The sequence below is a fragment of the Sorangium sp. So ce836 genome (assembly GCF_028553905.1).
GTDB classification, from domain to species: Bacteria; Myxococcota_A; Polyangia; order Polyangiales; family Polyangiaceae; genus Sorangium; species Sorangium cellulosum_D.
This window is the reverse complement of the sequence record NZ_CP102233.1, coordinates 14,417,203-14,440,533: the sequence shown is the minus strand read 5'-3', so window position 1 is coordinate 14,440,533 and position 23,331 is coordinate 14,417,203. Positions and strand designations below refer to the sequence as shown.

22 protein-coding genes are annotated in these 23,331 nt (G+C 70.4%); 7 read left to right on the top strand and 15 right to left on the bottom strand.

Features of this window, described 5'->3' with window-relative positions:
* Positions 1-32: 32 nt before the first annotated feature.
* The 6 genes from NQZ70_RS52760 to NQZ70_RS52735 all read right to left on the bottom strand — a co-directional run bounded on the left by NQZ70_RS52760 (position 33) and on the right by NQZ70_RS52735 (position 6,891).
* On the bottom strand, positions 33-617 hold the full coding sequence (locus NQZ70_RS52760; RefSeq protein WP_129580996.1) for a Uma2 family endonuclease: 585 nt from the start codon (positions 615-617) through the stop codon (positions 33-35).
* Positions 618-700: 83 nt separating this feature from the next.
* The gene (locus NQZ70_RS52755) at positions 701-2,596 is read right to left on the bottom strand and encodes a DUF2330 domain-containing protein (RefSeq protein WP_129580995.1); all 1,896 of its coding nucleotides are present in this window, start codon (positions 2,594-2,596) and stop codon (positions 701-703) included.
* 247 nt (positions 2,597-2,843) lie between these two features.
* Positions 2,844-3,929, bottom strand: a complete 1,086-nt coding sequence (locus NQZ70_RS52750; protein WP_129580994.1) for an ABC transporter ATP-binding protein — start codon at positions 3,927-3,929, stop codon at positions 2,844-2,846.
* Positions 3,930-4,002: 73 nt separating this feature from the next.
* Positions 4,003-4,881: an ABC transporter permease gene (locus NQZ70_RS52745; protein ID WP_129580993.1), complete on the bottom strand. Its 879-nt coding sequence runs from the start codon at positions 4,879-4,881 to the stop codon at positions 4,003-4,005.
* A 13-nt stretch (positions 4,882-4,894) separates the two neighbouring features.
* A complete protein-coding gene (locus tag NQZ70_RS52740; RefSeq protein ID WP_129580992.1) occupies positions 4,895-5,986 on the bottom strand; it encodes a spermidine/putrescine ABC transporter substrate-binding protein in 1,092 nt (363 codons plus the stop codon).
* Positions 5,987-6,045: 59 nt separating this feature from the next.
* Positions 6,046-6,891: an ABC transporter permease gene (locus tag NQZ70_RS52735; RefSeq protein ID WP_207217696.1), complete on the bottom strand. Its 846-nt coding sequence runs from the start codon at positions 6,889-6,891 to the stop codon at positions 6,046-6,048.
* Positions 6,892-7,340: 449 nt separating this feature from the next.
* On the opposite strand from NQZ70_RS52735, the gene NQZ70_RS52730 reads away from it, so the two are divergent.
* The 6 genes from NQZ70_RS52730 (at position 7,341) to NQZ70_RS52705 (ending at position 12,180) form a co-directional block, all read left to right on the top strand.
* Positions 7,341-7,790: a DUF2203 domain-containing protein gene (locus tag NQZ70_RS52730; RefSeq protein ID WP_129580991.1), complete on the top strand. Its 450-nt coding sequence runs from the start codon at positions 7,341-7,343 to the stop codon at positions 7,788-7,790.
* Between the two features lie 10 nt (positions 7,791-7,800).
* Complete coding sequence (gene folE / locus NQZ70_RS52725; RefSeq protein ID WP_129580990.1) at positions 7,801-8,379, top strand: GTP cyclohydrolase I; 579 nt, start codon at positions 7,801-7,803, stop codon at positions 8,377-8,379.
* The gene (locus NQZ70_RS52720) at positions 8,376-9,062 is read left to right on the top strand and encodes an SDR family oxidoreductase (RefSeq protein ID WP_129580989.1); all 687 of its coding nucleotides are present in this window, start codon (positions 8,376-8,378) and stop codon (positions 9,060-9,062) included. The genes folE and NQZ70_RS52720 overlap by 4 nt, the downstream gene beginning before the upstream one ends.
* Positions 9,063-9,208: 146 nt before the next feature.
* Entirely contained in the window at positions 9,209-9,874 is a 666-nt protein-coding gene (locus tag NQZ70_RS52715; RefSeq protein ID WP_129580988.1) for an LON peptidase substrate-binding domain-containing protein, read from the top strand.
* A gap of 156 nt (positions 9,875-10,030) precedes the next feature.
* Complete coding sequence (locus NQZ70_RS52710) at positions 10,031-11,017, top strand: hypothetical protein (RefSeq protein WP_129580987.1); 987 nt, start codon at positions 10,031-10,033, stop codon at positions 11,015-11,017.
* Between the two features lie 152 nt (positions 11,018-11,169).
* Positions 11,170-12,180, top strand: a complete 1,011-nt coding sequence (locus NQZ70_RS52705) for a zinc-dependent alcohol dehydrogenase family protein (protein ID WP_129580986.1) — start codon at positions 11,170-11,172, stop codon at positions 12,178-12,180.
* Here NQZ70_RS52705 and NQZ70_RS52700 read toward each other — a convergent pair.
* Positions 12,177-12,308, bottom strand: a complete 132-nt coding sequence (locus NQZ70_RS52700) for a hypothetical protein (RefSeq protein WP_257792758.1) — start codon at positions 12,306-12,308, stop codon at positions 12,177-12,179. The two genes, NQZ70_RS52705 and NQZ70_RS52700, sit on opposite strands and share 4 nt — an antisense overlap.
* A 17-nt stretch (positions 12,309-12,325) precedes the next feature.
* Here NQZ70_RS52700 and xylB point away from each other — a divergent pair, with 17 nt between their 5' ends.
* Positions 12,326-13,882, top strand: a complete 1,557-nt coding sequence (gene xylB, locus NQZ70_RS52695; RefSeq protein ID WP_129580985.1) for a xylulokinase — start codon at positions 12,326-12,328, stop codon at positions 13,880-13,882.
* A gap of 152 nt (positions 13,883-14,034) precedes the next feature.
* Here xylB and NQZ70_RS52690 read toward each other — a convergent pair whose 3' ends face one another.
* From NQZ70_RS52690 to NQZ70_RS52655, 8 genes are all read right to left on the bottom strand, one after another.
* Entirely contained in the window at positions 14,035-14,358 is a 324-nt protein-coding gene (locus NQZ70_RS52690) for a hypothetical protein (protein WP_129580984.1), read from the bottom strand.
* Between the two features lie 109 nt (positions 14,359-14,467).
* A complete protein-coding gene (locus tag NQZ70_RS52685; RefSeq protein WP_129580983.1) occupies positions 14,468-15,160 on the bottom strand; it encodes a hypothetical protein in 693 nt (230 codons plus the stop codon).
* A gap of 8 nt (positions 15,161-15,168) precedes the next feature.
* Complete coding sequence (locus tag NQZ70_RS52680; RefSeq protein ID WP_129580982.1) at positions 15,169-15,750, bottom strand: RHS repeat-associated core domain-containing protein; 582 nt, start codon at positions 15,748-15,750, stop codon at positions 15,169-15,171.
* Positions 15,751-15,756: 6 nt separating this feature from the next.
* Positions 15,757-18,168: an RHS domain-containing protein gene (locus tag NQZ70_RS52675; protein ID WP_129580981.1), complete on the bottom strand. Its 2,412-nt coding sequence runs from the start codon at positions 18,166-18,168 to the stop codon at positions 15,757-15,759.
* Positions 18,165-19,214, bottom strand: coding sequence for a DUF6531 domain-containing protein (locus NQZ70_RS52670; RefSeq protein WP_207217695.1), 1,050 nt, complete (start codon positions 19,212-19,214; stop codon positions 18,165-18,167). Before NQZ70_RS52670 ends, NQZ70_RS52675 begins: the two co-directional genes overlap by 4 nt.
* 144 nt (positions 19,215-19,358) lie before the next feature.
* Positions 19,359-20,168 (bottom strand): metallophosphoesterase, encoded by an 810-nt coding sequence (locus NQZ70_RS52665; RefSeq protein ID WP_129580980.1) that lies wholly within the window; start codon positions 20,166-20,168, stop codon positions 19,359-19,361.
* Positions 20,169-20,174: 6 nt separating this feature from the next.
* Positions 20,175-21,128 carry a diacylglycerol kinase family protein gene (locus tag NQZ70_RS52660; RefSeq protein ID WP_237244872.1) on the bottom strand — a complete coding sequence of 318 codons (954 nt, stop codon included), beginning with the start codon at positions 21,126-21,128 and terminating at the stop codon, positions 20,175-20,177.
* 256 nt (positions 21,129-21,384) lie between these two features.
* A complete protein-coding gene (locus NQZ70_RS52655; RefSeq protein ID WP_129580979.1) occupies positions 21,385-23,157 on the bottom strand; it encodes a PAS domain-containing protein in 1,773 nt (590 codons plus the stop codon).
* Positions 23,158-23,331: the final 174 nt, after the last annotated feature.

The window sequence follows — 23,331 nt, the reverse complement described above, 5'->3', positions numbered from 1 at the left end:
CGCGCATCGGGGCTCCGTGGACCGTCGGCCCCTCAGCCCGCAGCGGAGGTCTCGAGCGCCCCGCGATAGACCTCGTCGACGTCGAGCACGCCGTCGATCGACGCGAGCCTCGCGCGCTCGCCGGGCCCGGCCTCGTAGAGCGTCCAGGTGTTGTCCTCGTTGCGCCGGAAGACCTCGATCCGCGGGTGCGCCTGAGAGACGAGGACGTACTCCTTCAGCGAGGGGATGCGGCGGTAGTGCGCGAACTTCTCCCCCCGATCGTACGCCTCGGTGGAGTCCGACAGCACCTCGACCAGCACCAGCGGGTTGACGACCGCGTGCTCGTCTTCGGGAGCATGCGCCAGCTTGCCGCAGACGACGCTCACGTCCGGGTACGTCGCGAGGCCCGTCGCGAGGACGCGCACGCGGAGGTCGGACGAGAACACGTCACAGGGGCGCCGCGCCAGCTGCGCGCCGAGCGCCACGGTCACCCGCGCCGCGAGCCGCGCGTGCTCCGGCGTGCCGCCGGCCATGTCGAAGATCTCGCCGCCGAGGTACTCGTGCTTTGTCGGGCTCGCCCGCTCCTGCTCGAGGTACTCGGCGTAGGTGAAGGAGAGCTTGCGGGCGGGTGCGTTCACGTCATGGCCTCCCGCGGGAGTATGGCACGGGAAGCCCCCCTCCGGTGCCGCCCGCGCCCGCCGCGGCGCCGCCCGCCCGATCCCTACCGCCGGCCGCTCCTCCGGGGCCGGCTCGCGCGCCGGAGCGGCGCGATCAGCGCGAACACCCCGAGCGCCATGACCGACAGCTTCGGCCCCCGCTTCTTCCGGGCGCCCGGCTGCCGCTCGCCCGCGATCGAGCAGTCCTCCGACTCGGCGGAGTCGTCGGAGCCCCCGCTGCAGCCGTCGTCCTCCGCGTAATACTCGTCCTCGGACTCGTCGCTCGTGTCCCCGCTGCAGCCGTCGTCCTCCGCGTAATACTCGTCCTCGGACTCGTCGCTCGTGTCTCCGCTGCAGCCGTCGTCCTCCGCGTAATACTCGTCCTCGGATCCCGTCTCGCTCGTGTCCCCGCTGCAGCCGTCGTCCTCGTACTCCCCCGCGTAAACCTCGTCCTCGTCCTGCGGCTCGGGGTCGTCCACCACGACCGTATCGGCGGTGCCGGCGCAGCCGCAGCCCATGTCCGCGACCGGCTCGTCGTCGTAGTAGTAGTCCGGGTCATCCACGCCCGACGGCCCGCCGGTCGTGCTCGACGCGCCGGCGCTCGGCCCGCCGCCGAGGCCCCCGGGCCCACCCACGCCCGACGAGCCGCCGGGATCGCCGCCCGCGCCGCCGCCGCCGGTCTCGGTGGAGCACGCGTCCTGGCGCACGGCGCCGGCCCTCACGACCGGCGAGACGGACGCGCCGGCGCCGAACGCCAGCGGCCAGTCCGCGCCGGACTGCCCGGCCGCGAGCCGCAGCGAGACGCGGGTGAGCCACACCGACGACGGCGCGAGCCCGGAGAGCCCGACCGCGAGATCGTCGGCGATCGGGCCGCACCGCAGGAGATCGGGATCCGTCTCGTCCCTGCGGGGCGACTCCGCGCAGTCGAGCGCGCCGTCGACCACGCCGAGCGCGGCGCGCGGGCAGCTCGCGGCGACCGCGAGGCTCGACTCCAGCGCGGCCGCGGCCACGGCGGCGCACGCCCCCGGGCCGTCGCCGGCGTCGCCGTACGCGCCCGCGCGCGCGAAATAGGCCGCGACCACGCTGTCCACGCTGTCGCTGCCGAGGGCGATGCGGCGGCTCAGCGCCTCGTGCCCCGAGGCCTCGACGAGCGCCCCGTCGGGCCCCGCCTGGCCGAGGGCCTCGGCGCGCAGCGCCTCGTAATCGCTGCGTTGCGCGCCCGCGTCCCAGCTCAGCGAGGCCGGCGGCAGCGTCACCCGCGTCGCGCCCGCCAGCGCGCCCCGGCCGTCGCCGAGGAGCCACGCGGTCACGCGCACGTCGCCCGCGCCCGCCCTGGCCAGCGACAGCGGCAGGCGCGGCTCCCCGCCGCCCACGACGACGCGCAGCGTCCGCGTCACCGCCGGCCCGCCGGGCGCCTCGAACCGCGCCGCCGCGAAGCGCATCCCCTGCAGCGCGCCGAGCTGCGCGGCCGTCCCGGAGGAGAGCGCGAGCCCCGCCGACTCGGCCCAGCGCGCGACCGCGCCCGCGTCCTCGAGCACCGCCACCTCGATCGGCTCGAGCGTCGGCTCGTGCGCGAGCTGCCCGACGGTTTCGAACGGGCCCGGCGGGCCCGCTTCCCCCGGGCAGTACGGGGCGACGCCCTCGGGCGGGAGCACGCGCGGCGCGGTCGCCGCCTCGAGCGCCTCGAACCACGCGTCCGAGCTCGCGTCGAGCGCCGCGAGCGGCGGCACCGGCACGACGACCGCCACCGGCCCGCGCGCGCCGTCGAACCGCAGGCTCGTCCAGAGCGTCGTGCGCTCCGGCCCCGCCGCGACGGCGACGCGCTGCTCGACGGACGCCTGTCCGGCGCCGGGCAGCCACGCCCCCGCGGCGAGGGCGTCGCCGGAGAAAGAGAAGAGGACCGCAGGAACGACAAGCGCAAGCGACCGTCGGGGCATGCGAGGCCGATTGGCAAGCAGCATGCCTCCATCCTACGCGGCCTTCGAGCCCGACTTCCACGCTGCCGCGCCCGGATGAGAACCGCAGTTCACGACGCTCCGTCACCACACCGGCGCCGGCGTCGCGCCGGGATGACTGGCGCTGCACGGCGCGCGGCGGCGGTCGGCGCGGGCCGGGGAGGCGGGGTGGCAGGACGAAAAAGATTAATGGTTTCCTGCGTTCACCGGAGCTCGTCCGGGCGGAGGCGACCGCCGGCCGGCCAGCGGCGGCTCACCCCTCGTGGACGATGACGATGTCGTCGGGGTGAAGGTGGCAGAACACCCTGTCGCCGGCGTGCAGCGCGGCCTGGACGGAGCTCTCGTTGGCCACCACGGCCGTGAGCTCGAGGCCGGAGTCGGTCCGGAGGCGCAGCTGGTCGGTGGCGCCCTTGAACAGCTCGTCCTCGACGTGCGCCTCGAAGCAGTTCTCCAGATCGCCGTGCCGTTCCTTGCGGAGCGCGATCTTCTCGGGCCGGATCGAGATGAGCGCGCTATCGGCCGCGCCCGCGAGGTGCTCGGCGTCGACGAGGAGCTCGATCCCGCCGGCGAGCCGGACCCGCGCGCGCTCGCCGCTCCTCGAGAGGACGGCCGCCCGGAGGATGTTGGCCTGGCCGATGAAGTTCGCGACGAAGGTGGTCTTCGGCCGGTGGTAGATCTGCGACGCGTCGCCGAGCTGCTCGATGCGGCCCTTGTTGATCACGGCGATGCGGTCGCTCATGGTGAGCGCCTCTTCCTGGTCGTGGGTCACGAACACGAAGGTGATCCCGAGCTTCTTCTGGAGCGCCTTGAGCTCGACCTGCATGGCGTGCCGGAGCTTCGCGTCGAGCGCGGACAGGGGCTCGTCGAGGAGCAGGACCTTCGGGCGGCAGACGATGGCCCGCGCGAGCGCGACCCGCTGCCGCTGCCCGCCGGAGAGCTGCGACGGCTTGCGCTGCTCCATGCCTTCGAGCGACACCATCGCGACGGCGGCGCGGACCCGCTCGGCCATCTCCGGCTTCGGGACCTTCTTCATCCGCAGGCCGAAGCTGATGTTCTCCTGCACGGTCATGTGAGGGAACAGCGCGTAGCTCTGGAACACCTGGTTCACGTCCCGCCGGTAGGGCGGCTCGTGCGTGACGTCCTTCCCCTCGAGCAGGACGGCGCCGCTCGTCGGCGTCTCGAACCCCGAGATCATCCGGAGGAGCGTCGTCTTGCCGCACCCCGAGGGGCCGAGGAGGGTGATGAACTCGCCCGCCTGGATCTGGAGATCGACCTCGCTCACGGCTTGAAAGCTGCCGAATCGCTTGGTGACCGCGCGGAGCTCGACCATTACGTCCATCGATTTACCTTGAGGGGCCGATACGCAGAGGGGGAGAGCGGGAGGGGCGGCGGCGGAGGGGCGCGGCGCCGCGTCACCGGTCCGGCTCCTTGCGCATCCCGAGCAGGAAGAACAGCGAGAACAGGAGGAGCAGCGTCATCCCGAGCGCGGCGCCGAACGGCCAGTCGCGCGCCTGACCGAACTGGTTCTGGATGACGTTGCCGATCATCGGCACGCGCGACCCGCCCATGAGATCGGTGATCGCGAACATCCCGAGCGCCGGGATGAACACGAGCAGGACGCCCGCGAGGATCCCCGGGCGCGTCAGCGGGACGATGACGTGCGAGAAGGCGGACACCGGCCCCGCGCCGAGATCGAACGCCGCCTCGATGAGCGCGTTGTCGAGCTTCTCGACGCTCCCGTAGATCGGCAGGATCATGAACGGAAGGTACGAATAGACGAGGCCGATGACCACCGCCGTCGGCGTGTACATGATGTCGAGCGGCGCCGAGATGATCCGCAGGTAGAGCAGGAGCCCGTTGAGGAGCCCCTCCGACTTGAGGATCGACATCCACGCATACGTCCGGATGAGGAAGCTGGTCCAGAACGGCACCATTACGAGCATGAGCAGCTTGTTCCGGATGCCCTCCCGGGCCCGGCCGATGAAGTACGCCACCGGATAGCCCGCCACGAGGCAGATCGCCGTGGTGATGGCGGCGTACTTGATCGAATTGACCAGGATCTTGAGGTAGGTCGCGTCGAGGACCCGCGCGTAGCTCGACAGCGAGAGCTCGAAGACCACCTGCCCGAGCTCGTCCCGCTCGCAGAAGCTGTAAACGAGCATGATCGCGGTGGGCGCCACGACGAAGGCCAGGAGCCAGAGCAGGAGCGGGGCGAGCAGCAGCCACCCGCGGACGCCCGGCCTGCGCTGGGGGCCCTGGACCTCGACGACCTGCCCGGTGGCCGTGTTCATGACGCCCCGCCGCTCACTGCGACGCCTTGAGGTCCGTCACCAGCTTGTCGATGTCCGCCGCCGCCTTCCCGATGTCGTGGAAGGTCTCCATCCCCGCGAGGGGCGGGTAGCTCGCCGGGTTCGCGAGCTGCTCCGGCGTGAGCAGCGCGCGCGCCTCCGTGTTCGGGTTGGTGTAGGGGAACTTGTCCGAGATGATCTTGCTGACCTCCGGGCGGAGGATGTAATTCATGAACATCTCCGCGCCGATCTTGTTCTGCGCGTTGTCGGGGATCGCCAGGCTGTCGATCGCCTTGTGCGTCCCCTCGACCGGCAGGACGAACTGGAACTTGTTCTTGTCCTCCTGGTAGAGCAAGGCAGCCTCACCGCTCCAGACGACGCCGATGTCGACGTCGCCGTTGAGCAGCGCCGTCTTCGGGCTGTCGGAGTCGAACACCTTCACGAGCTTGATCCACTCCGCCAGGGTCGGCTTGATCTTCGCGAGGTTCTCCGGCGTCACGTCGTTCGGGTTCATCCCCATCGTCACCATCACCCAGGTGGCCATCTCGCGGTTGTCGTTCAGGGCCACGATGCGCCCCTTGTGCTTCGGCTGGAACACGTCCTTGTAGCCCTTGATGGGCTCCTTCACCTTCTGGGTGTTGACCACGATGCCGACGGTCGTGCCCATCCACGGGACCGTGTACTTGAGCTCCGGGTCGTGCGGCTGGTTCCTGAACGCGGGCGCGATGTTCTTCAGGTTCGGGAGGCGGGCGTGATCGAGCGGCTGGAGCTTCTTCTGCTTGATGAGCGCCTCGATCGCGTACTCCGAGGGCTGGATGAGGTCGTACCGGGTGCCCCCGGCGAGGAGCTTCGACAGCATCTCCTCGTTCGAGGCGTAGGTCTCGTAGTTGACCTTGATCCCGGTCTCCTTCGTGAAGCCGTCCAGGATCTCCTGCGGGACGTACTCGGACCACCCGAAGAGGTTGAGCTCGCCGCCGGCCTTCGGCTCGGGCGCGGGGCCGCTGCCCGAGGCGGCCGCCTGGGGCGCCGGGCTCTCCTTCTTCCCACAGCCGAGCAGGGCCACGAGGGGCACGAACAACAGGATCAGGAGCGCTGAGATGCGTTTCATTGGCTTTTCCTTGTCTTGCCTGCGCCGGCGCAGGCGCTCGCGCCGCGCGTCGGTCCCCTTCAGCTCTCGTCGGGGGGCCGCCTCGCGGTGCCCTTCAGCGACTCGGCGACCACGACGAGCATCGCGGTCGCGACGATGAACACGGTCGAGATCGTGTTCAGCATCGGGTTCAGACCGACCTTCGCCATGCCGAACACCTTGATCGGCAAGGTCTCGGACTTGGGCCCGCGCGTGAAATACGTGACGATGAGCTCGTCCATCGACAGCGTGAACGACATCAGCGCACCGGAGACGATCGCGGGCAGAAGGTAAGGCACCATGATCAGGAAGAACGCCTTGAGCGGCGTCGCCCCGAGGTCCAGCGCGGCCTCCTCGAGCGACGGATCGAGCCCCGCGAGCCGCGCCTGGACCGCGATGAGCACGAAGGGGAAACAGAAGGTGATGTGCGAGATGATGACCGTCGTGAAGCCGAGCTCGAGCTCCACCGTCTTGAAGAAGATGAGCAGGCTGATCCCCATGATGATCTCCGGGATGATCATGGGAATGAAGATCAGCGTGCTGATCGACCGGAGCGCGGGGAACCTGTACCGGTAGAGCAGGAAGGCGCCCGCCGTGCCGAGGACGACCGAGAACGCCGAGGTGATCGCGGCGACGATCACGCTGTTGCTCAGCGACTCGATGAGCGGCGACCGGCGCTCGTCGCTCATGTGGGCGACGAGCTCGCCAAAGAGCTGCCGATACCACTTGAACGTGAACCCCTCCCACACCACGCTCATCCGCGAGTCGTTGAACGAGTAGGCGACGAGGAGCAGGATCGGGAGATAGAGGTAAACGAGGACGAGCCCGCTCCAGCCGCAGAGGAGCAGATTCGACAGCTTGATGCCCGACATCGTTCGGAGTCGCATGCGGCGGCCTCGCAATCTTACACGATCGCGGCGCGAGCTTATCGCTTGCGGAACGCCGGTTGCAACCCGTTGCCGTGTGGTGAGGCCGACACGGCGCAGGGGACGCGACCACGCCGGCTGACGCTCTTCGCGGCGCGAGGGCGCTCGCGCGCACCCGCGGGCCCGCCGGCGCCCGGGTCGGCGCGGGCCGCGCGCATGCGCGGGGCTAGGCTAGACCAGGCTTGGGTCAGGCCAGGCTGGCGTGGACTAAGGCCAGACAGGGTGGGCCAGGCTCCCGCCAGCAGCCGAGCCCGCGTGGGCCGAGCCGCGCTGGCGCGCGGCTCATCGTTCGAAGGCGCCCCGCGCCCGGCCGCGGCGGATCCTCCCGGAGAAGCCCTTGACACCGCACTCTCCTCCGCTTACCGGCCCTGCATGACCGGGTCGTCGCGCCGCCCCTCAGGTGAGGTCCCGTGAGCACTCCCCGCATCTGGACCATCGAAGAGGCGAACGCGCTCGTCCCGCGGCTATCGTCGCTGATCGGCCGGCAGCTCGCCCTGGCGAGCGATATCGAGCGCTGCTGGCAGGAGCTCGTGAAGACCGTCGAGGGCCCGGCGTCGACGCCCGATCAGCTCCTCGAGCTGGCGCGCGGCGGCAGCGAGCTGGCGCGCGCCCGCGAGCGCGAGCTCTCGGAGAAGATCGCCGCGTACGAGTCGGGGTGGCAGGAGGTCGAGGAGCTCGGCGTGGTCGTGAAGGACCAGCGGATCGGGCTCTGCGACTTCTACGGGCGCCTCGACGGCGCCCTCGTCTGGCTGTGCTGGCGCTACGGCGAGCCGGCCGTCGACCACTACCATGGGCTCGAGGCCGGCTACGCCGGGCGAAAGCCGATCACCGCGGCCAAGCGCCGGCAGCTGCTCAACTGACGGGGCCCCGGTGATCGATCGACAGAGAGCGGCACGGGCGATCGAGGAGTTCCTCCGCGCCCTCGGGCGCGACGTCGAGGGGGAGCTCGCCGGCACGGGCGAGCGCGTCGCCGACGCGTGGGCGGACGACCTGATCGAGGGCGAGGCCATCGACGCGGCCGCGGTGCTCCGCGAGGGCGCGATGGAGACCGGCCCCTTCGAGCGCGGCCTCGTCGTCGCCCGCGATCTCTCGGTGACCACGATGTGCCCGCACCACCTCTTGCCGGGGCACGGCGCCGGGGTCGTCGCCTACCTGCCGGGCGCGCGGGTCGCCGGCATCGGCACGATCGCGCACGTGCTCGACGCGCTGGCGCGGCGGCTGACCCTGCAGGAGCGCATCGGCGGGCAGCTCGTCGAGCTGCTCGTCGGCGAGCTCGGCGCCCGCGGCGCCCTGTGCAAGCTCACGCTGACCCACACGTGCCTCATCGCCCGCGGCGAGCGCAAGGCCGGCGCGGTCATCGAGACCGTGGCGGTCGCCGGGGTGTTCGCCGAGCCGGGCCCGGAGCGCGATCTCGCCTTCGCCGCCGCGCTCTCCGGGGGCAGGGGGTGAGCGGCGTCGCGGTCGTCACGGGGCCGAGCCGCGGCATCGGCCGCGCGGCGGCGCTCGCGCTCGCGCGCCGCGGCCTGTCCGTCGCGCTGCTCGGCCGGCCGAGCCCGCGCCTCGACGAGGTGACCGACGAGGTGCGCCGGCTCGACGTCTCGGCGCTGCCGGTCCCCTGCGACGTCGCCTCCGAGGAGCAGGTCGCGCGCGCCGCCGCCGAGGTCGTGGCGTGGCTCGGCGCGCCCCGCGTCGTCGTGAACAACGCGGGCATCGTGCGCCGCGGGACGCGGGTCCACGAGACCTCGCCCGCCGCCTGGGACGAGGTGATCGCCGTCAACCTGCGCGGCCCCTACCTCGTCTCCCGCGCCTTCCTCCCGGCCATGCTGGCGCGCGGCCGCGGCCGGCTCGTCCACGTCGGCAGCATCTCCTCGACCATCGCGTCCCCGGGCAACGCCGCGTACGCCGCCTCCAAGTGGGGCCTCGTCGGCTTCTCGAAGAGCCTGGCCGAGGAGCTGCGCGGGACGGGGCTCCAGTCTATCGCCGTGCTCCCCGGCTCGGTCGACACCGACATGCTCGCCGGCAGCGGCTTCCCCCCGCAGATGAGCGCCGACGAGGTGGCGCAGCTCATCGTGTACGCCGCGCTCGACGCCCCCGACGCCGTGACCGGCTCGGCGCTCGAGATGTTCGGCTGACGAGGCCGGCCGGGCGGCCGGCGCGCAGCGCGCGGCCAGGCGCGCAGCGCGCGGCCAGGGTGCGCGCTGCGCGATGAGGCCTTCTGCCGAGCTCGATGTACGTGGCGTCGCCACACCCGACCCCCCCGCGTGCTAACCTGATGCCCGTGGAAACGACGCCTCCGCGACCGGGCGATCTCAACGCGGCCTTGCCCGAGCTCCCGCTGTTCCCGTTGCCGCAGACGGTGCTGTTCCCCGGCGCCCTCCTGCCGCTCCACATCTTCGAGCCGCGCTATCGGGCGCTCGTGCGCGACGCGCTCGAGACGCACCGCATCCTCTCGGTCGTCCTCATCACGGACCCCCACCCGATCGACGCGCACGGCCACCCGGCCATCGCGGGGGTGGCGGGCGCGGGCGAGATCATCGATCACGCCGAGCTGCCGGGGGGCCGCTACAACATCGTGCTGCGGGGCCGCGCCCGCGTTCGCCTGGCGGAGCGCCCGTTCGTGCCGCCGTACCGCACGGCCGCGGCGACCGTCCTGGAGGACGAGCCCGGCCAGGTCTCGGCCCAGGATCACGCCGCGCTCATCTCGACCGCGGCCTCGTTCGCCTCGCTCGTCCGCGAGCGCGACGGCAATTTCGAGTTCCGGCTGCCGCGCGACGCGGCCACCTCGCTCGTCGCGGACCTCTGCGCCCATCACCTGATCCTCGACGCGCGGGAGCGGCAGGCCGTGCTGGAGACCCTCGACGTCGGCGCGCGGGTGCGCCGCGTGACCGAGGCGCTCGCGCTCCAGCAGCTCGCGCTCGCCTCGGCGACGCGCGACGTCAACTAGCCTCGCGCCCGCCTCGGCGCGACGCCCGCGCCGCCGCGCGCCGCCGGCGCGGATGGGCTCGATTGCGCGCAGCCCGCGCGGCGCACCTGAACACGGGTCCAGAAGCGGCGCCGGAGCGGGTGCGGTCGTCCCAAGATCGAGTAGGCTGCGCCGCCTATGGCGACCTCTCGTTCAACGGAACCTTCGGCCCCGATCATCGTCAAGCACCCGGGGTGTCCCCAGTGGGGACTCGGATACCTCGTCGAGGAGCGCGACGAAAAGCGCTTCTACGATTTCGAGGACGGCCTCAATCACTCCATCGCCAAGGCTTTCTGGTCCAAGCTCGAGCCGGTGCAGCTCGGCGACGACGAGGCGAGCGCGCTCGAGGCCAGGATCCGCGGTCTCCGGGACCGGCCGTCGGCCGCCGCCAAGAAGCAGCGCGCGCGCGTGGTCGCGCCGCCGCTCACGAGCTTCGACGAGCAGGTCGCGAGCTTCGAGTCGCAGTTCGAGGGCGGGTTCGGGGGCCCGCACTTCATCGCCGAGGAGCGCGGCGCCGCCGGGGCCGTCGCGGCCGAGGGCGGGAAGAAGAAGAGCAAGGCCTTCAAGCAGAGCGCCATCGAGACCGCCCGCGCGCTCCTCGGCAAGGCCGAGCTCGAGGCGCTGCTCGCGGCCGGCAACCTCGCCGATTTCATGGAGCGGATCGCCAAGGTCCACAAGGCCGCGACCGGCCTCCTGCACCCGCTCGGCGATCTCATCCCGTTCAACAAGATGCCGGCCGAGCACCACCGCGCCTATGCCGAGGCGGTCGTCGACCTGCTCTACGGCGCGGGCGACTACGCCGCGCGCTTCGACCGGCTCGCCGGCGTGCTCGCCGCGGCCAAGGTCGCCACCTGGCCGCTCGCGACGATCCTGAGCGCGCTCGTCTACCCGGAGGAGCACGTCTTCGTGAAGCCCTCGTTCTTCGAGAAGCAGGCGTCCGTGCTCGGCTTCGATCTCGCCTACGATCGCGTGCCGAGCGCCGAGGGCTATGGCCGGATGCAGGCGCTCGCGCGCGAGCTCGAGCGGCGCCTGCGCGAGCGCGGCCTCGCCCCGCGCGATCTGATGGACGTCTACGCCTTCCTCTGGCGCACGATCTCCCCGCCCAAGCTCTCCGCCAAGTCCTGACGTCCCGCGTCAGCCCGCCCCGCGCGCCGCCGCGCGGGGCGGGGCGCGACGGCCCTCGACGCCCGGCCGCGGCCCGCCTATGCGACCTCCACGAGGAGGGCTTCGCAGGGAGCGGCCGCGCTGCCCCTGCGATGCCCCGAGGAGGGTCTCGTATGAAGGCAGCCGTTCTCGAAGCCGTGAAGAAGATCGCCGTACGCGACGACGTCGCGCCGCCGCAGATCGGCCCGCGCGACGTCCTCGTCCGCGCGAAGGCGTGCGGCATCTGCGGGACCGACGTGCACATCTGGGAGGGCGATTTCTTCCCGACCTTCCCGCTGATCCCGGGGCACGAGCTCGCCGGCGAGGTGGCCGCCGTGGGCGACGAGGTCGAGGGCCTCCGGCCGGGCGACCGGGTCATGGTCGACCCGACGGTGACCTGCGAAGAGTGCCATTTCTGCATGATCAACCGGCAGAACCACTGCTTGAAGTGGAACGCGGTGGGCGTGACCCGCGACGGCGGCTTCGCCGAGCTCGTCCGGGTCCCGGCGAAGAACTGTTATCGCTTCGAGCGCGTCTCGTTCGGCGAGGCGGCGTTCTGCGAGCCGCTCGCGTGCGTCGTCTTCGGCCAGGATCGGGCGCGCATCGAGATCGGCTCGGAGGTCCTGGTCCTCGGCGCCGGCCCGATCGGCCAGCTCCACCTCCAGGCGAGCCGCGCGAACGGCGCGGCCGCGGTCACCGTGGTCGACCTCGTCGAGTCGAAGCTCGATCTGGCGCGCCAGCACGGCGCGACCGAGGTGGTCGTCGCCGACAACGCGCTCCCGGCGAAGCTCAAGAAGATCGCGCCCTACGGCTTCGACGTCGTGATCGACGCGACCGGCATCGCGCGGGTCCTCGGCGACGCGCTCCAGTACGTGAAGAACGGCGGCCGGTACCTCGTGTTCGGCGTGTGTGGTCCCGAGGACAAGGTCGAGGTCTCGCCCTTCGAGATTTACCGGCGCGATCTCGAGATCATCGGCAGCTTCGCGATCAGGAGGACGTACGACCGGGCATTCAAGCTGATGGAGCGCGGGGCCGTCGACGTGAAGCGGCTGCTGTCCGAGGCGATGCCCGTCGAGGAGCTCCCGCGCGGGCTGGAGATGATGAAGAAGGGCACCGCGCCCATGAAGCTCCAGGTCGTGTTCTAGCCGCTCGGCTTCTCTTCAACGTTCAAGCCGCTCACCTTCTCTTCAACGTTCAAGCCGCTCACCTTCTCTTCAACGTTCAAGCCGCTCACCTTCTCTTCAACGTTCCAGCCGCTCACCTTCTCTTCCAAGGAAAAGGACGCTCTTCATGGCCATCGTGATCGGAATCGACGTCGGGACCAGCGGCCTCAAGGCCATCGCAGTCGAAACGGAGCGCGGCGCGGCGGTCGCGTCGGCGCACCGCGAATATCCGCTCTCCACGCCGCACGCCGGGTGGGCCGAGCAGGAGCCCGAGGACTTCGCCGCCGCGGCGCTGAGCGCCCTGGGCGAGCTCGCCCGCGCCCTCGGCCCGCGCCGGGACGAGGTGCGCGCGATCGGGCTGACGGGGCAGATGCACTCGGCGGTGTTGCTGGACGAGGCGCAGGCCGTCATCCGGCCGGCGATCCTGTGGTGCGACACGCGCACCACGGCCGAGTGCCAGGCGATCCACGCGAACCCGAAGGTCGGCGACGCGGGCCTCGCGCGCCTGGTCGGCAACCGCGCGCTCGAGGGGTTCACGCTGCCGAAGCTGCTCTGGCTGCGGCAGCACGAGCCCGAGGCGTTCGCGCGCGTGCGCGCGGTGCTGATGCCGAAGGACTTCGTGGGCCTCAAGCTCACGGGCGAGCTCGGGACCGACGACAGCGACGCGAGCGGCACGCTGGCGTTCTCGCCGGGGGATCGCGCCTTCAGCGCCGAGCTCCTCGACGCGGTCGGGGTGCCGCGCGCGGTGTTCCCGAAGTCGGCGCCGTCGAACGCGCCGCTCGGCAAGCTCACGCCCGAGGTCGCGGCGGCGACGGGGCTGCCGGCGGGCACGCTGGTCGTGCGGGGCGCGGCGGACAACGCGGCGGGCGCGGTGGGGCTCGGCATCGTGCGCCCTGGCCGGGCGATGGCGTCGGTCGGCACGAGCGGCGTGATCCTGGCGCACACCGACACCTGGGTCGTGGAGCCCGAGATGCGGCTCCACAGCTTCTGCCACGCGGTCCCGGGCCGCTTTTACCTGATGGGGGTGATGCTCGCCGCCGGCGGCGCGCTCCGGTGGTACCGCGACGTCCTCGGCGACGGGGAGCGCATGGCGGCGGAGATCCGCAAGGTCGATCCGTACGAGATCATCTCGGACACGGCGTCGACGGCGCGCCCCGGCGCGGGCGGCGTGGTCTTCCTGCCGTACCTGATGGGCGAGCGGACGCCGCACAACGACGCTGCGGCGCGCGGCGCGTTCGTGGGGCTGAGCGCCCGGACGACGAAGGCCGATCTCTCGCGCGCGGTGCTGGAGGGCATCACGTTCGGGCTCGCGGACTCGCTGGACCTGATGCGCGGCGTGGGGCAGGCGAACGGCGCGGCGGCGGTCTCGATCGACGAGATCCGGCTGACGGGCGGCGGGGCGCGCAGCGGGTTCTGGCGTCAGCTGATGGCCGACGTGTTCGAGGCGCCGGTGGCGATCACGACGTCGACCGAGGGCCCGGCCTACGGCGCGGCGCTCCTCGGCGCGGCGGGCGCGGGGCTGTTCTCGTCGGTCGAGGAGGCGGCGGACGCGTTCGTCCATGTCGTCTCCCGCGTCGCGCCGGACCAGGCGCGCTCGGCGCGGTACCGGGAGATCCACGCGGTGTACCGCGGGCTCTACAGCGACCTGAAGGGGCGGTTCCGGGAGCTCGGGAAGCTGGCGTGAGGGGGTGTGAGATAGAGACGATTTAAGCCACAGAGGCACAGAGGGCGCAGAGAGCGAGAGTTGAATCCTCTCCTCCTCGGTGCCCTCTGTGCCTCGTGGTTCGTCCTGTTGTTTTCGTTCAACTCATCTCACGCAGCCCGTCACGACGTAGATCACTGGAAGTAACTGAACATGTCCTCGTCATCGTCCCAGCTCGTGATGCGAACGCTCGGGTCTTCCCGGACGAAGCCCTGGATCAACGACGACAGCTCTTCCCATGCGGTGGAGGTCATCTCATAGGCCGTGATCCCCAGATCCGGCCCGTCGAACCAGAGCGTGAACTCGGGCACGTCATGCCCGCTCGCCTGCCCGATGAAGCCAAACGAATACTGCTTAAAATTCTCGTCGAAGCCTCGGTAGGACTTCGATCGCAGCAGCGGCTCGATATCATCGCGACGAAAGCCGCCGCTGCGCTGCACACGAAACTCAGTACCCATGATGCACCTCAATGCTTGTGCTTGTGCGGGTTACCGCCTTCGTCGTGCATCCGACCTGTGACGGCCATCGGCCGCTCGATTCAGATCGCACATATCCATTGCAGCCCCCTCACTCCGGTCTGCCCCGGCTTCTCTCCAGCAGCAGGTTCAGGGACTGAACCACCGCACCGAACGGGAGCGTATGCCGCTCCGGCGGGAGCACGGGTTTCAACTCATCGCACGCCAGAAGAACTCCGCACGCTCCTGAAAAAGAGGCAATCTCGACCAGGTTCTCCTGCTTGATGTCGGCCGAAAGAACGACGGGAAACTGATCACACAGCTGCTGTAGATCGGACGGACCAAACTCGTCATCTGCGGCGCACCTCAGGACATTCCAAGAATCTTCCACGTCACAAAACAAATCGAGAACGAACCATTCAACAGGCATCAACGATGCCGCCCATCGGAGCCTGGAAGCCACCCAGGATGGGTCCGTATCGTAAGACACATCCGTGTTCAACACGATGCACCTAAGACCGGACGCCCTTACCGTATCGACGAGAGCTCGATGCTCGAGCTGATGATCGCGCACGAGAATGATATCACCTGGCACCGACCATGTGCGACAAGCGCGCACGCACTCCCCATCATCAGTGTGGCCCGTTAAATCCAGGCAGGAAACGCCGCCCGGGTGCCCCTCCCGACGGCCTGCGCATGCCAGCAATACCTTCGACCCGCCTAGATCAGAGTCAACGCAAACCCGTTCAATATGCATCTGGTCGACCAGACCTGAAACGATGACGATCGATTGACGCGAGTTCATGGTGGGTCTCATTTGTATGGGACAATTGTAGCCTTCTCCCCCAGAGTAGGCACGTAGGTATCGGGATCGACCACCTTGATCTTGCCTTGGGTGGACGTCGAGATCTTGTAGTAAGCCCCTTCGTGTCGACCACCGCCCGGATGGACCTGGATGTTGGATATCTCCGGGTGCCCCGCGATCCTTACTTGCATTGAACGCTTAGAACCTTTGGTCGACGCCTCCAGCGTGGTCTTGTACCCAGCTTTCTCAAAAGCCTCGGAGATCTCTTGCGCAGACTTGCCCCAGATCGATTTCGGATCTTTGAGCAGCTTGCTCGGGAGATCATGTTCATGGGGGTTGCCCGTCGCGCTGAGGCCCAGAGGATCGCTATCATTAACCGCACATCCGTCGAAACCAAACAGCTCGAATCCACCGAAGAGCCCGAGCGGATCGGACGACAGCCACCGCCCCACGTCCGGATCGAAGTACCGGAACCGCGTCGAGCACAGCCCCGTCTCCTCGTCTTCATACTGACCGAGCAGCCTGAACGGCGAGCTCACCTTCCCGCGGTAGCTGAGCTCGCAGATCGGGTCACCGTAGCTGTCGACCACCTTGCCTCAGGCCGAGTGCGTCGCCGACCAGGCGACCATCCCCTTGCTGTCGATGAGCTCCTTCGGCGTCCCCAGGTGGTCGTTGACGTATGTGAACACCTCTCCCCGCTCCGCTTGCAGCAGGGGCACGAGCGTCCCCGGCTCGTGCACGAAGCACCGCGCCCCGCGCGCGCTGTCCAGCTCCGCCGCGATCGCGTCGCCGTCCCACAGGAACGTGACCTCCCGAGCCTTGTCGCCCGTCGCGGCGATCACCTCCTTGCGCACCCGCCGGCCCAGGGCGTCATAGGTCATTCGCACCTGCTCGCCCGAAGGCAGCTTTACCTCGCGCAGCCGGTCGCGCACGTCCCAGCCGTACGTCGTGGTCCGCTCCGCCTCTCCCGTTTCCGGCCCGGCTCCAGCCGCGGCGACCTCACGCTTGCCCACCCGCCGCCCGCGCGCGTCGTAGGCGTACCTCGCCCTGGCCGTCTGCCGGAGCAGGTTGCCCGGCGCGACGGTCCACGACGGCGCTTCCGTGCCCCGCCACCAGCTTGCGCCCTCGCCCGCGCTCGCCCGCGCGTCGAGCCCCTCCAGCGCCTGCACCAGCGCCCCGGCGCCGTCGTACGCGAACACCTCGCGGTGCGCTCCGCGCGTCGCCTCCACGAGGTCCCCGCCCCGGCTGTATCGGTACGCGGTCGCCCCCCAGCGCGACTCGTCGATGCGCGTCACGCGCCCGCCCTCATCGCGCTCCCAGCGCCGCATCACCAGCATCCGGGGGACGCCGTCGCCGGGCGTCGGCGCCGTCGCCCGCTGCTCGATCAGCCGGTCCATCGCATCGTAGCCACGGTAGATCGACAGCCCCACCGCCGCGTTGCGCCGCGCGATCTCGCGGCCCAGCACGTCGCGCTCGATCGCGAGCCAGACGCCGCCGTGCTCCACCCCTGCCAGCGCATCGGCGGCGTCGTAGGCATACCGCGTGGCCGACCCGTCCGGCATCACGCGCACCGCGCGCCTGCCGCGCGCGTCGTGGCCGTAGCGAATCGCGCGATCGCCTTGCCGCTCGACCACGACCCGTCCGAGCACATCGCGCTCGAACAACGTATCCACGCGCTGCCCGTCCTCCTCGATCACGGCCGCGAGCAGCCGCCCCACCCGGTCACGCCCGTACGAAACGGTGCTGCCATCGCTCGCCCTCTCGCTCACGACGAGCCCCCGCCGGTCATAGCCGAAGACGCGCCAGCTCTTGTCTGGATGGTGGATCTCCCGGAGCTTACCCGCCGCGTTCCAGTAATACCAGAGCTCCCGCCCGTCGAAGGTCTTCTCCTGGATTACCCGCCCCGCCTCATCGCGGGTGAACGAGTACACCTCCCCGCGCGGGTTCTTGATCGCCCGGAGCCGCTCCTTGCTCGTGTACTCGAAGGTCCACGCCCGTCCTTCCGGCCCCTTGAGCCACGCAAGCACGCCCATGCCCGAATACCCCATCGAGGTCGTGCGCCCGAGCTGGTCCACCTCCCGCACCACGTTCCCCGCGGCGTCCCGGCTCATCGTGATCCTCGACCCGTCCGGGAACACGATGCCCAGCGGTCGTCCCATCGTGTCGTACCGGACACGCGTGGTGCGCCCGATCGCATCGGTGCGCGTGAGCGCGCGGCCGAGGCCGTCGTACGTGTACGTCGTCCGCGCGCCCCTGGCGTCGATCTCGGCCGCGACGTTGTGATGCGCATCGTACTCGAAGCCGCTCACGAGGCCATCGACGCGGTAGATCCCGGTGAGGCGGCCGCGTTCGTCGTACGTCAGCGAATACGTTGGCCCGGAGGGCAAGATCACGCTCGTGAGCGCGCCGCGCTCGTCGTGGGAGAAGTGCGTGACCAGCCCGTCCGGCGTCACGCGCCGCAAGGGCAGATCGCTATCGCCGTACTCGGTCGCCGTGACGCCGCCCTCCGCGTCGACCGACCGGATGCGATTGCCGCGCGCGTCGTACCAGTGCTGCGTCCCGGCGCCTCCGCCGTTCACCTCGGCGATCAGGAACAGGTCCTCGTCATACGCGCGCTCCTCGATCACCGTCCCGTCGGGCAGCGCCTCGCGCGTCATCAGGCCGTCGTCGTTCCACGCGTACAGCCGCGGCTCCTCGCCCTCGACGGCGGTCGTGCGCGCCTTCGGGTCGGCCCGCAGCGCGATCTCGTACAGCCCGTCAGGCCCCCCGGTCTTGATGCATCGGCCCGAGCCGCCGTACACGTAATGGAAGCGCACGCCCGTCTTGATCGTCGTGGCGCTCATGCGGTGGTCGCGGTTGTACTCGTAGGTGTCGGCCGCGCCGAGCGCGTCGACCGCCGCGAGCAGCAGCCCCGTCGCGCTGTAGCGGTACTCGACCCATTGCCAGAGCCGCCGCTCGCTCCACACCTCGAGGCGCGTGATGCGGCCGCTCTGCCAGATCAGCTTCACCTCGCGCCCGGCCGTATCGACGATGCGGCCGAGCTGCTCGCCGCTGTACTCGAGCGCGATCGCATTGCCCCAGGCGTCGCCGATCGACCGGAGCCGCGCGGGCGCACCAGGGGCCCCGCGGAGAACACGTGCGTCAGGCGCGTGTCGAGGCTGAAGACCCGGTAGGCGCCGTCGTGATCGCGCGACAGACGCAGCCGCTCGCGGCGGTGGAACGTGCTCTCCCCGGGGGCGATCCTGGAGAAGTAGATGGAGCGCCCCTCGCCGTCGCGCAGCACCAGGGATCGTTCTCCTTCGGTGATTCGCTGCTCGAACCCGTGCGCCCAGCCCGGACCGAGGCTGGCCGTTGCATCGCCGCTGCGCGCCGATGAGTAATACCGCTTCCAGACGAGCGGGATGAGCCCCGGCAGATCCAGGTCTGTCGCCTGATCCACGACGTGGCCGGTGACCACGTTGACCGGGTGCCCATCCTGACAGGTATGCGCGTCCGGCGGCGCCGACGATGTTCCGGGTGGACCGCTCGCACCCGTATGACTCGTCCCGCCGCCACCGCCCCCACCGCCGCCCGCCCCCTGGGGCCCGCCGCCGCCCGGCGCCCCCGCCCCACCGCCGCCACCGCCGCCACCGCCGCCGCCAGCGCCGCCCGCACCGCTCGCCGTCGTGCCGGCGCCGACCGTGATCGACTTGTTCATCTGCCCCATGCTGCCGGTGATGCCGGCCATGCCGAGCTCGATGAACACGTTGGGCGCCCCGAGCCAGGGGAAGCAAGGGCCGGCGGTGTTCAGGCTGACGACCTCCTTGAGCGTTCCCGGCTCATTGCCGTGACACGCTTTCATGCAGCCACCGACGGTGAGGATCTTCGCGCCGTTGATCTTCGTGCGCATCGGCGCGTCGATCACCCCCTCGGCCACCGTGCCCATGGTTGGATACGGGATAGGCAGAGGGCTCGGCGCCGCCGGGGTCGTGCATACGCTCACGGCCATTCCGGTCATCTGATGACCGGACTTCTCCGTAATCGTATCCATCCCCAGCGCGGTGACCTTGGCCATGAGCCAGTCAGCTATCCGATCGCTGAGGCGCCGTCCATGGATGCCATGGCGCGACGTCGAACGCCCGTGAGATCGTCCCGGGGTACAGCTCAGACGGACAAAGTGTCGTGCCGTCAGCTTCGCGTCCGGCCGGCAAATCTGCGTCTACGCCGCCCGCACCCACCCCCGCGCCGTCTCCTCGAAGTGCTCCGCGCCCGCGATCCTGAAAATACTGTTCTCCGGCTCCCAGAAGTTCCGCTCGATATCGATCTTGTGCCCGCTGACCCGGATCACGTTGAACGCGTTCTGCTCCCCGCGCCCACGCGTCGACGTCGCCGTGCCGGCCTGGATGATCAGCGACGAGTGCCCGCCGGCCTCGAACCGCTCCGCGGAGTGCCCCGTGTGGCTGAGGTGCAGGTGACCCGACAGGATGATATCGACCCCGCAGCTCGCGATCGCCGCCATCGCCTGCCTCGCGCGCCCCACGATCGCGTGCGGCGAGTTCTTGGGCAGATCGAACGGATGATGCGTGACAACGATCTTCGTGATCTCGGGTCCGAGCTCGCACATCCTCGCCTTGATCCCCTCGATCTGCCGCGCGTTGATGCGCCCGTCCTTGATGGTCAGCGACCGCGCGGTGTTGATGCCGAGGACGGCGAGCTCCGCGTCGAGATGGAACGGCGAGAGGTCGTCCGTGATGTGGCTCCGGTACTTGTCCAGCGGGCGAAAGAACCGGTCGAACAGGTTGTAGAGCGGGACATCGTGGTTGCCGGGCACCACGATCCGCGGCGCGGGCAGCGCGTCGAGGAAGCCGCGCGCCTCCGCGAACTCGGCGCTCCGCGCCCTCTGGGTCAGGTCGCCCGAGATCACGACCACGCTCGGCTCGATCCGCCAGATCCTGTCGATCAGCGGGCGGAGGATGGCCTTGTCGACGCGGCCGAAGTGCAGATCCGACAGGTGCACGAGCGTGCGCATGATGAATCATCCCCCCAGCGCGGCGACGTGTGCCATTGAGCCCTCCCGCCGTCGTGAGCCCGCGCTGATGCTGGACGACAGGGGCACGATGACGCGGAGCGCCTCGGGCCGCGTGCGATAGCAGAGCGGCGGCTCCATCTTCACGACCTCGCCGTCCGCGGCCACGTGGATGCGGCGGCGCCCCGGCGCCTCCACCCGCAGCTCCGTCGTGCGCAAGATGCTGAAATCGCTCGCCTTCTGGATGCGCCCGGCGAGCGCGCTGGCGATGAGCCTGACGCTCGAGAGCCGGCTCTCGGCGTGCGCGACGCACACCCCGAGCTCGCCCGAGCCCGGCGGATGCTGCCGGGCGAGGTCGACGTCGCCGAGCTTGAAATCGTTGTTCGCGACGAACACGAACGGCGTGTCCAGCTGGAGCTCCTGCCCGTCCAGGAAGAGTCGGAGTCGGACGCGCTCGTGCCGCCGGATGCCCGAGACGGTCGCCAGCGAGAGGGCGACCCACTTGTTGAGCCCGCTCCGCTTCCGGAGCGCCTCGCGGTCGCGCACGATGCCGGGATAGATGCCCAGGGTCGAGTTGTTCACGAACACACGGCCGTTGACCTCGCCCACATCGACCCGGGCGCGCCGCCCCTCGGCCAGCGTGCGCACGGCCCCCTCGAGGGTCAGCGGAACGCCGAGGTACTTGGCGAAATGGTTCACCGTCCCGAGCGGCAGCACCCCCAGCGTCTTGTCCGTGCCGGCGATCGCCGCGGCGACCGTGCTCACCGTGCCGTCGCCGCCGGCCGCCACGACGAGATCGTAGGGCTCCCGCGCCGCGTAGCGGGCGAGCTCCCCCGTGTGCCGGGTCTTCTCGGCGCACAGCAGATCTGCGTCAAAGCCGGTCGCCTTCAGGAGCTCCCCGAGCCGCGCGCGCTGCTCCGCCGCGCGGTTCGATCGGGAAGAGCAATTCAACAGGACAGCCACGGATCGATGCATCACCGTCGAGTTTCCAGCAAGAGGCCAGGGCGCGCGCTCACCGATCCTCGATGAAACGGATCGCGCAGAGCGCCCCTCGCGGTGAAGCAATCCGCGCGCCCGACCTCCGCGCCCCTCGCCCTCGCGTCGCGCCGGCGCCTCCGGCCGGCTGCGCCGCCAGCGGCGTGCTCCCCGGCGCGGTGCGTGGCGGATCGCCACGCTCGCTTCCGCGGCCCGCACGGCGGCGCGCCGCGGCCGGCCCTGCTCAGCGCACGCCGCTCCCGACGTCCGGCTCGCTCCGCGGCCAGGTGAAGAAGAACGTGGCGCCGGCGCCCTTCTCCGACTCGACCCACGCCCGGCCGCCCTTGCTGAGCACGATCTTCTGGACGATCGAGAGCCCGATGCCCGTCCCCTCGACGTTGTCGCGCGGGTTCAGGGTCTGGAAGATCTCCCAGACCTTCTGGTGGTACTGCGGGGCGATCCCGGGCCCGTTGTCCTTCACCGAGAACTCCCAGAGCTCGCCCAGATCCCGCCCCCGCACCTCGACGCGCGGGTCGGGGCGATCGGCGTACTTCAACGCGTTGCCGATCAGGTTGAGAAAGACCTGCTCGAGCGGGACCCGCTCCGCGAGGAGCGTCGGCATGCCCGCCGCGATCTCGATCGACGCGCCCTCGGGCACCGTGAGCAGCGCGAGCACGTCGTCGAGGAGCTTCCGGACGTCCACGCTCTCGGGCTTGTCGCGCACGCGTCCAGCGCGCGAGTAGCGCAGGATCCCCTCGATGAGCGCCTCGAGCCGGACCACGCGCGAGCGGAGCAGATCCATGTGCTGGCGCGTCTCCGGCGACGCCTTGTCCACGAGATCGTCCTCGATCCACTGCGACAGGTTCGCGATGGCGCGGAGCGGCGCCTTCAGATCGTGGCTCGCCACGTAGGCGAAGCGATCGAGCTCCTTGTTGCTCCGCTCGAGGGCCTGGATGAGCTGCTGCGCCCGCCGGAACAGGTGCGCGTTGTCCATCGCGATGGCGGCCTGAGCCGCGAGGCCGACCACCAGCTTCTCCGCCCGCTCGGTGAAGACGCCCCGCGCCGAGTGCCCGAAGAACAGCCCGCCGATGACGCTCCCGGAGCGAGAGACCACCGGCACGGCCAGGTAGCTGACCACCGGCAGATGGCCAGTCGGCATGCCGTGGTAAGGAGCGTTGTTCCCGTAGCGCCGGTCCTGCGTGACGTCGTCGAGGCGCACCACGCCCTCTCCGTTGAAGGTCGGCGCGAACACGTCCGTGTTGCGCGGCATCGGGAACCCCGAGAAGTGCTCTCGCGGCACGCCCGAGATCGTGTAGAGCATGTAGCTCTTCCCCTCGGCGTTCGTGACGTTGTAGAAGAACGCGCCGAACTGCGCGCCGGAGAGCCGCGTGGCCGCGTCGGTCACCGCCTGCACGAGCTTCTCCAGATCGAGCTCGGCCGCGAGCTGCTTGCCCGTGAGGTTGAGCAGCTCGAGCGTCTCCCCCTCTTCCTGGAGCCGGTCCTCGGTCCGCTTGCGCTCGGTGATGTCGAGCACGACGGCCCCCACGCCGATGACGCCCCCGTCCTTCGCCCGCACAGGCGCGTAATTGACCAGCCAGGAGCGCGGCAGGTCCGAGGACCGCGTCCGCCCCGTCACCTCGGCGGTGAACGCCACCCCGGTCTCCAGGACGCGCCGGAGCTGGGCGACGATCGCGTCGCCCATCTCCGGGAGCAGCTCGGGGATGGTCCTGCCGAGGTGCGCCTCGAGGGGGATGCCGTTGATGTCCGCCAGCGCCTGGTTGAGCCGCACCACGCGGAGATCGCGGTCGATCACGCCGAGCCCGGCGGTCGTCGCCTGGAAGAAGGCGTCGATCAGCGCGCAGTCCGCGGACGGCTCGTGCAGCGTGTGGCGCTCCTGTTCGCGCGGCGCCGCCCCCGCTGCGCCGCGCGGCGCGGGCTCTGCCGTCGCGCCCTCGCCCGGGGGCGAGACCCGCTCGGCGCGCTCCCCGCTCCCCCTCTTCGAATGCGTGTTCTCCATGGACCTCGTGGGTGCTGGGCTGTCCTCGCCCGAGCGTAGCGCTCGTCGAGGGCTCGTTCAGCGCTCATTCAGCGCTCGTTCAGCGCTTCTGTGCAAAGACGACCCCCGCGCCGTGCCGCCGCGCCGCCGTCGTGCGCCGCGGCGGCGCCCGGCGCGCGCCGGCTCGCCGTGCGC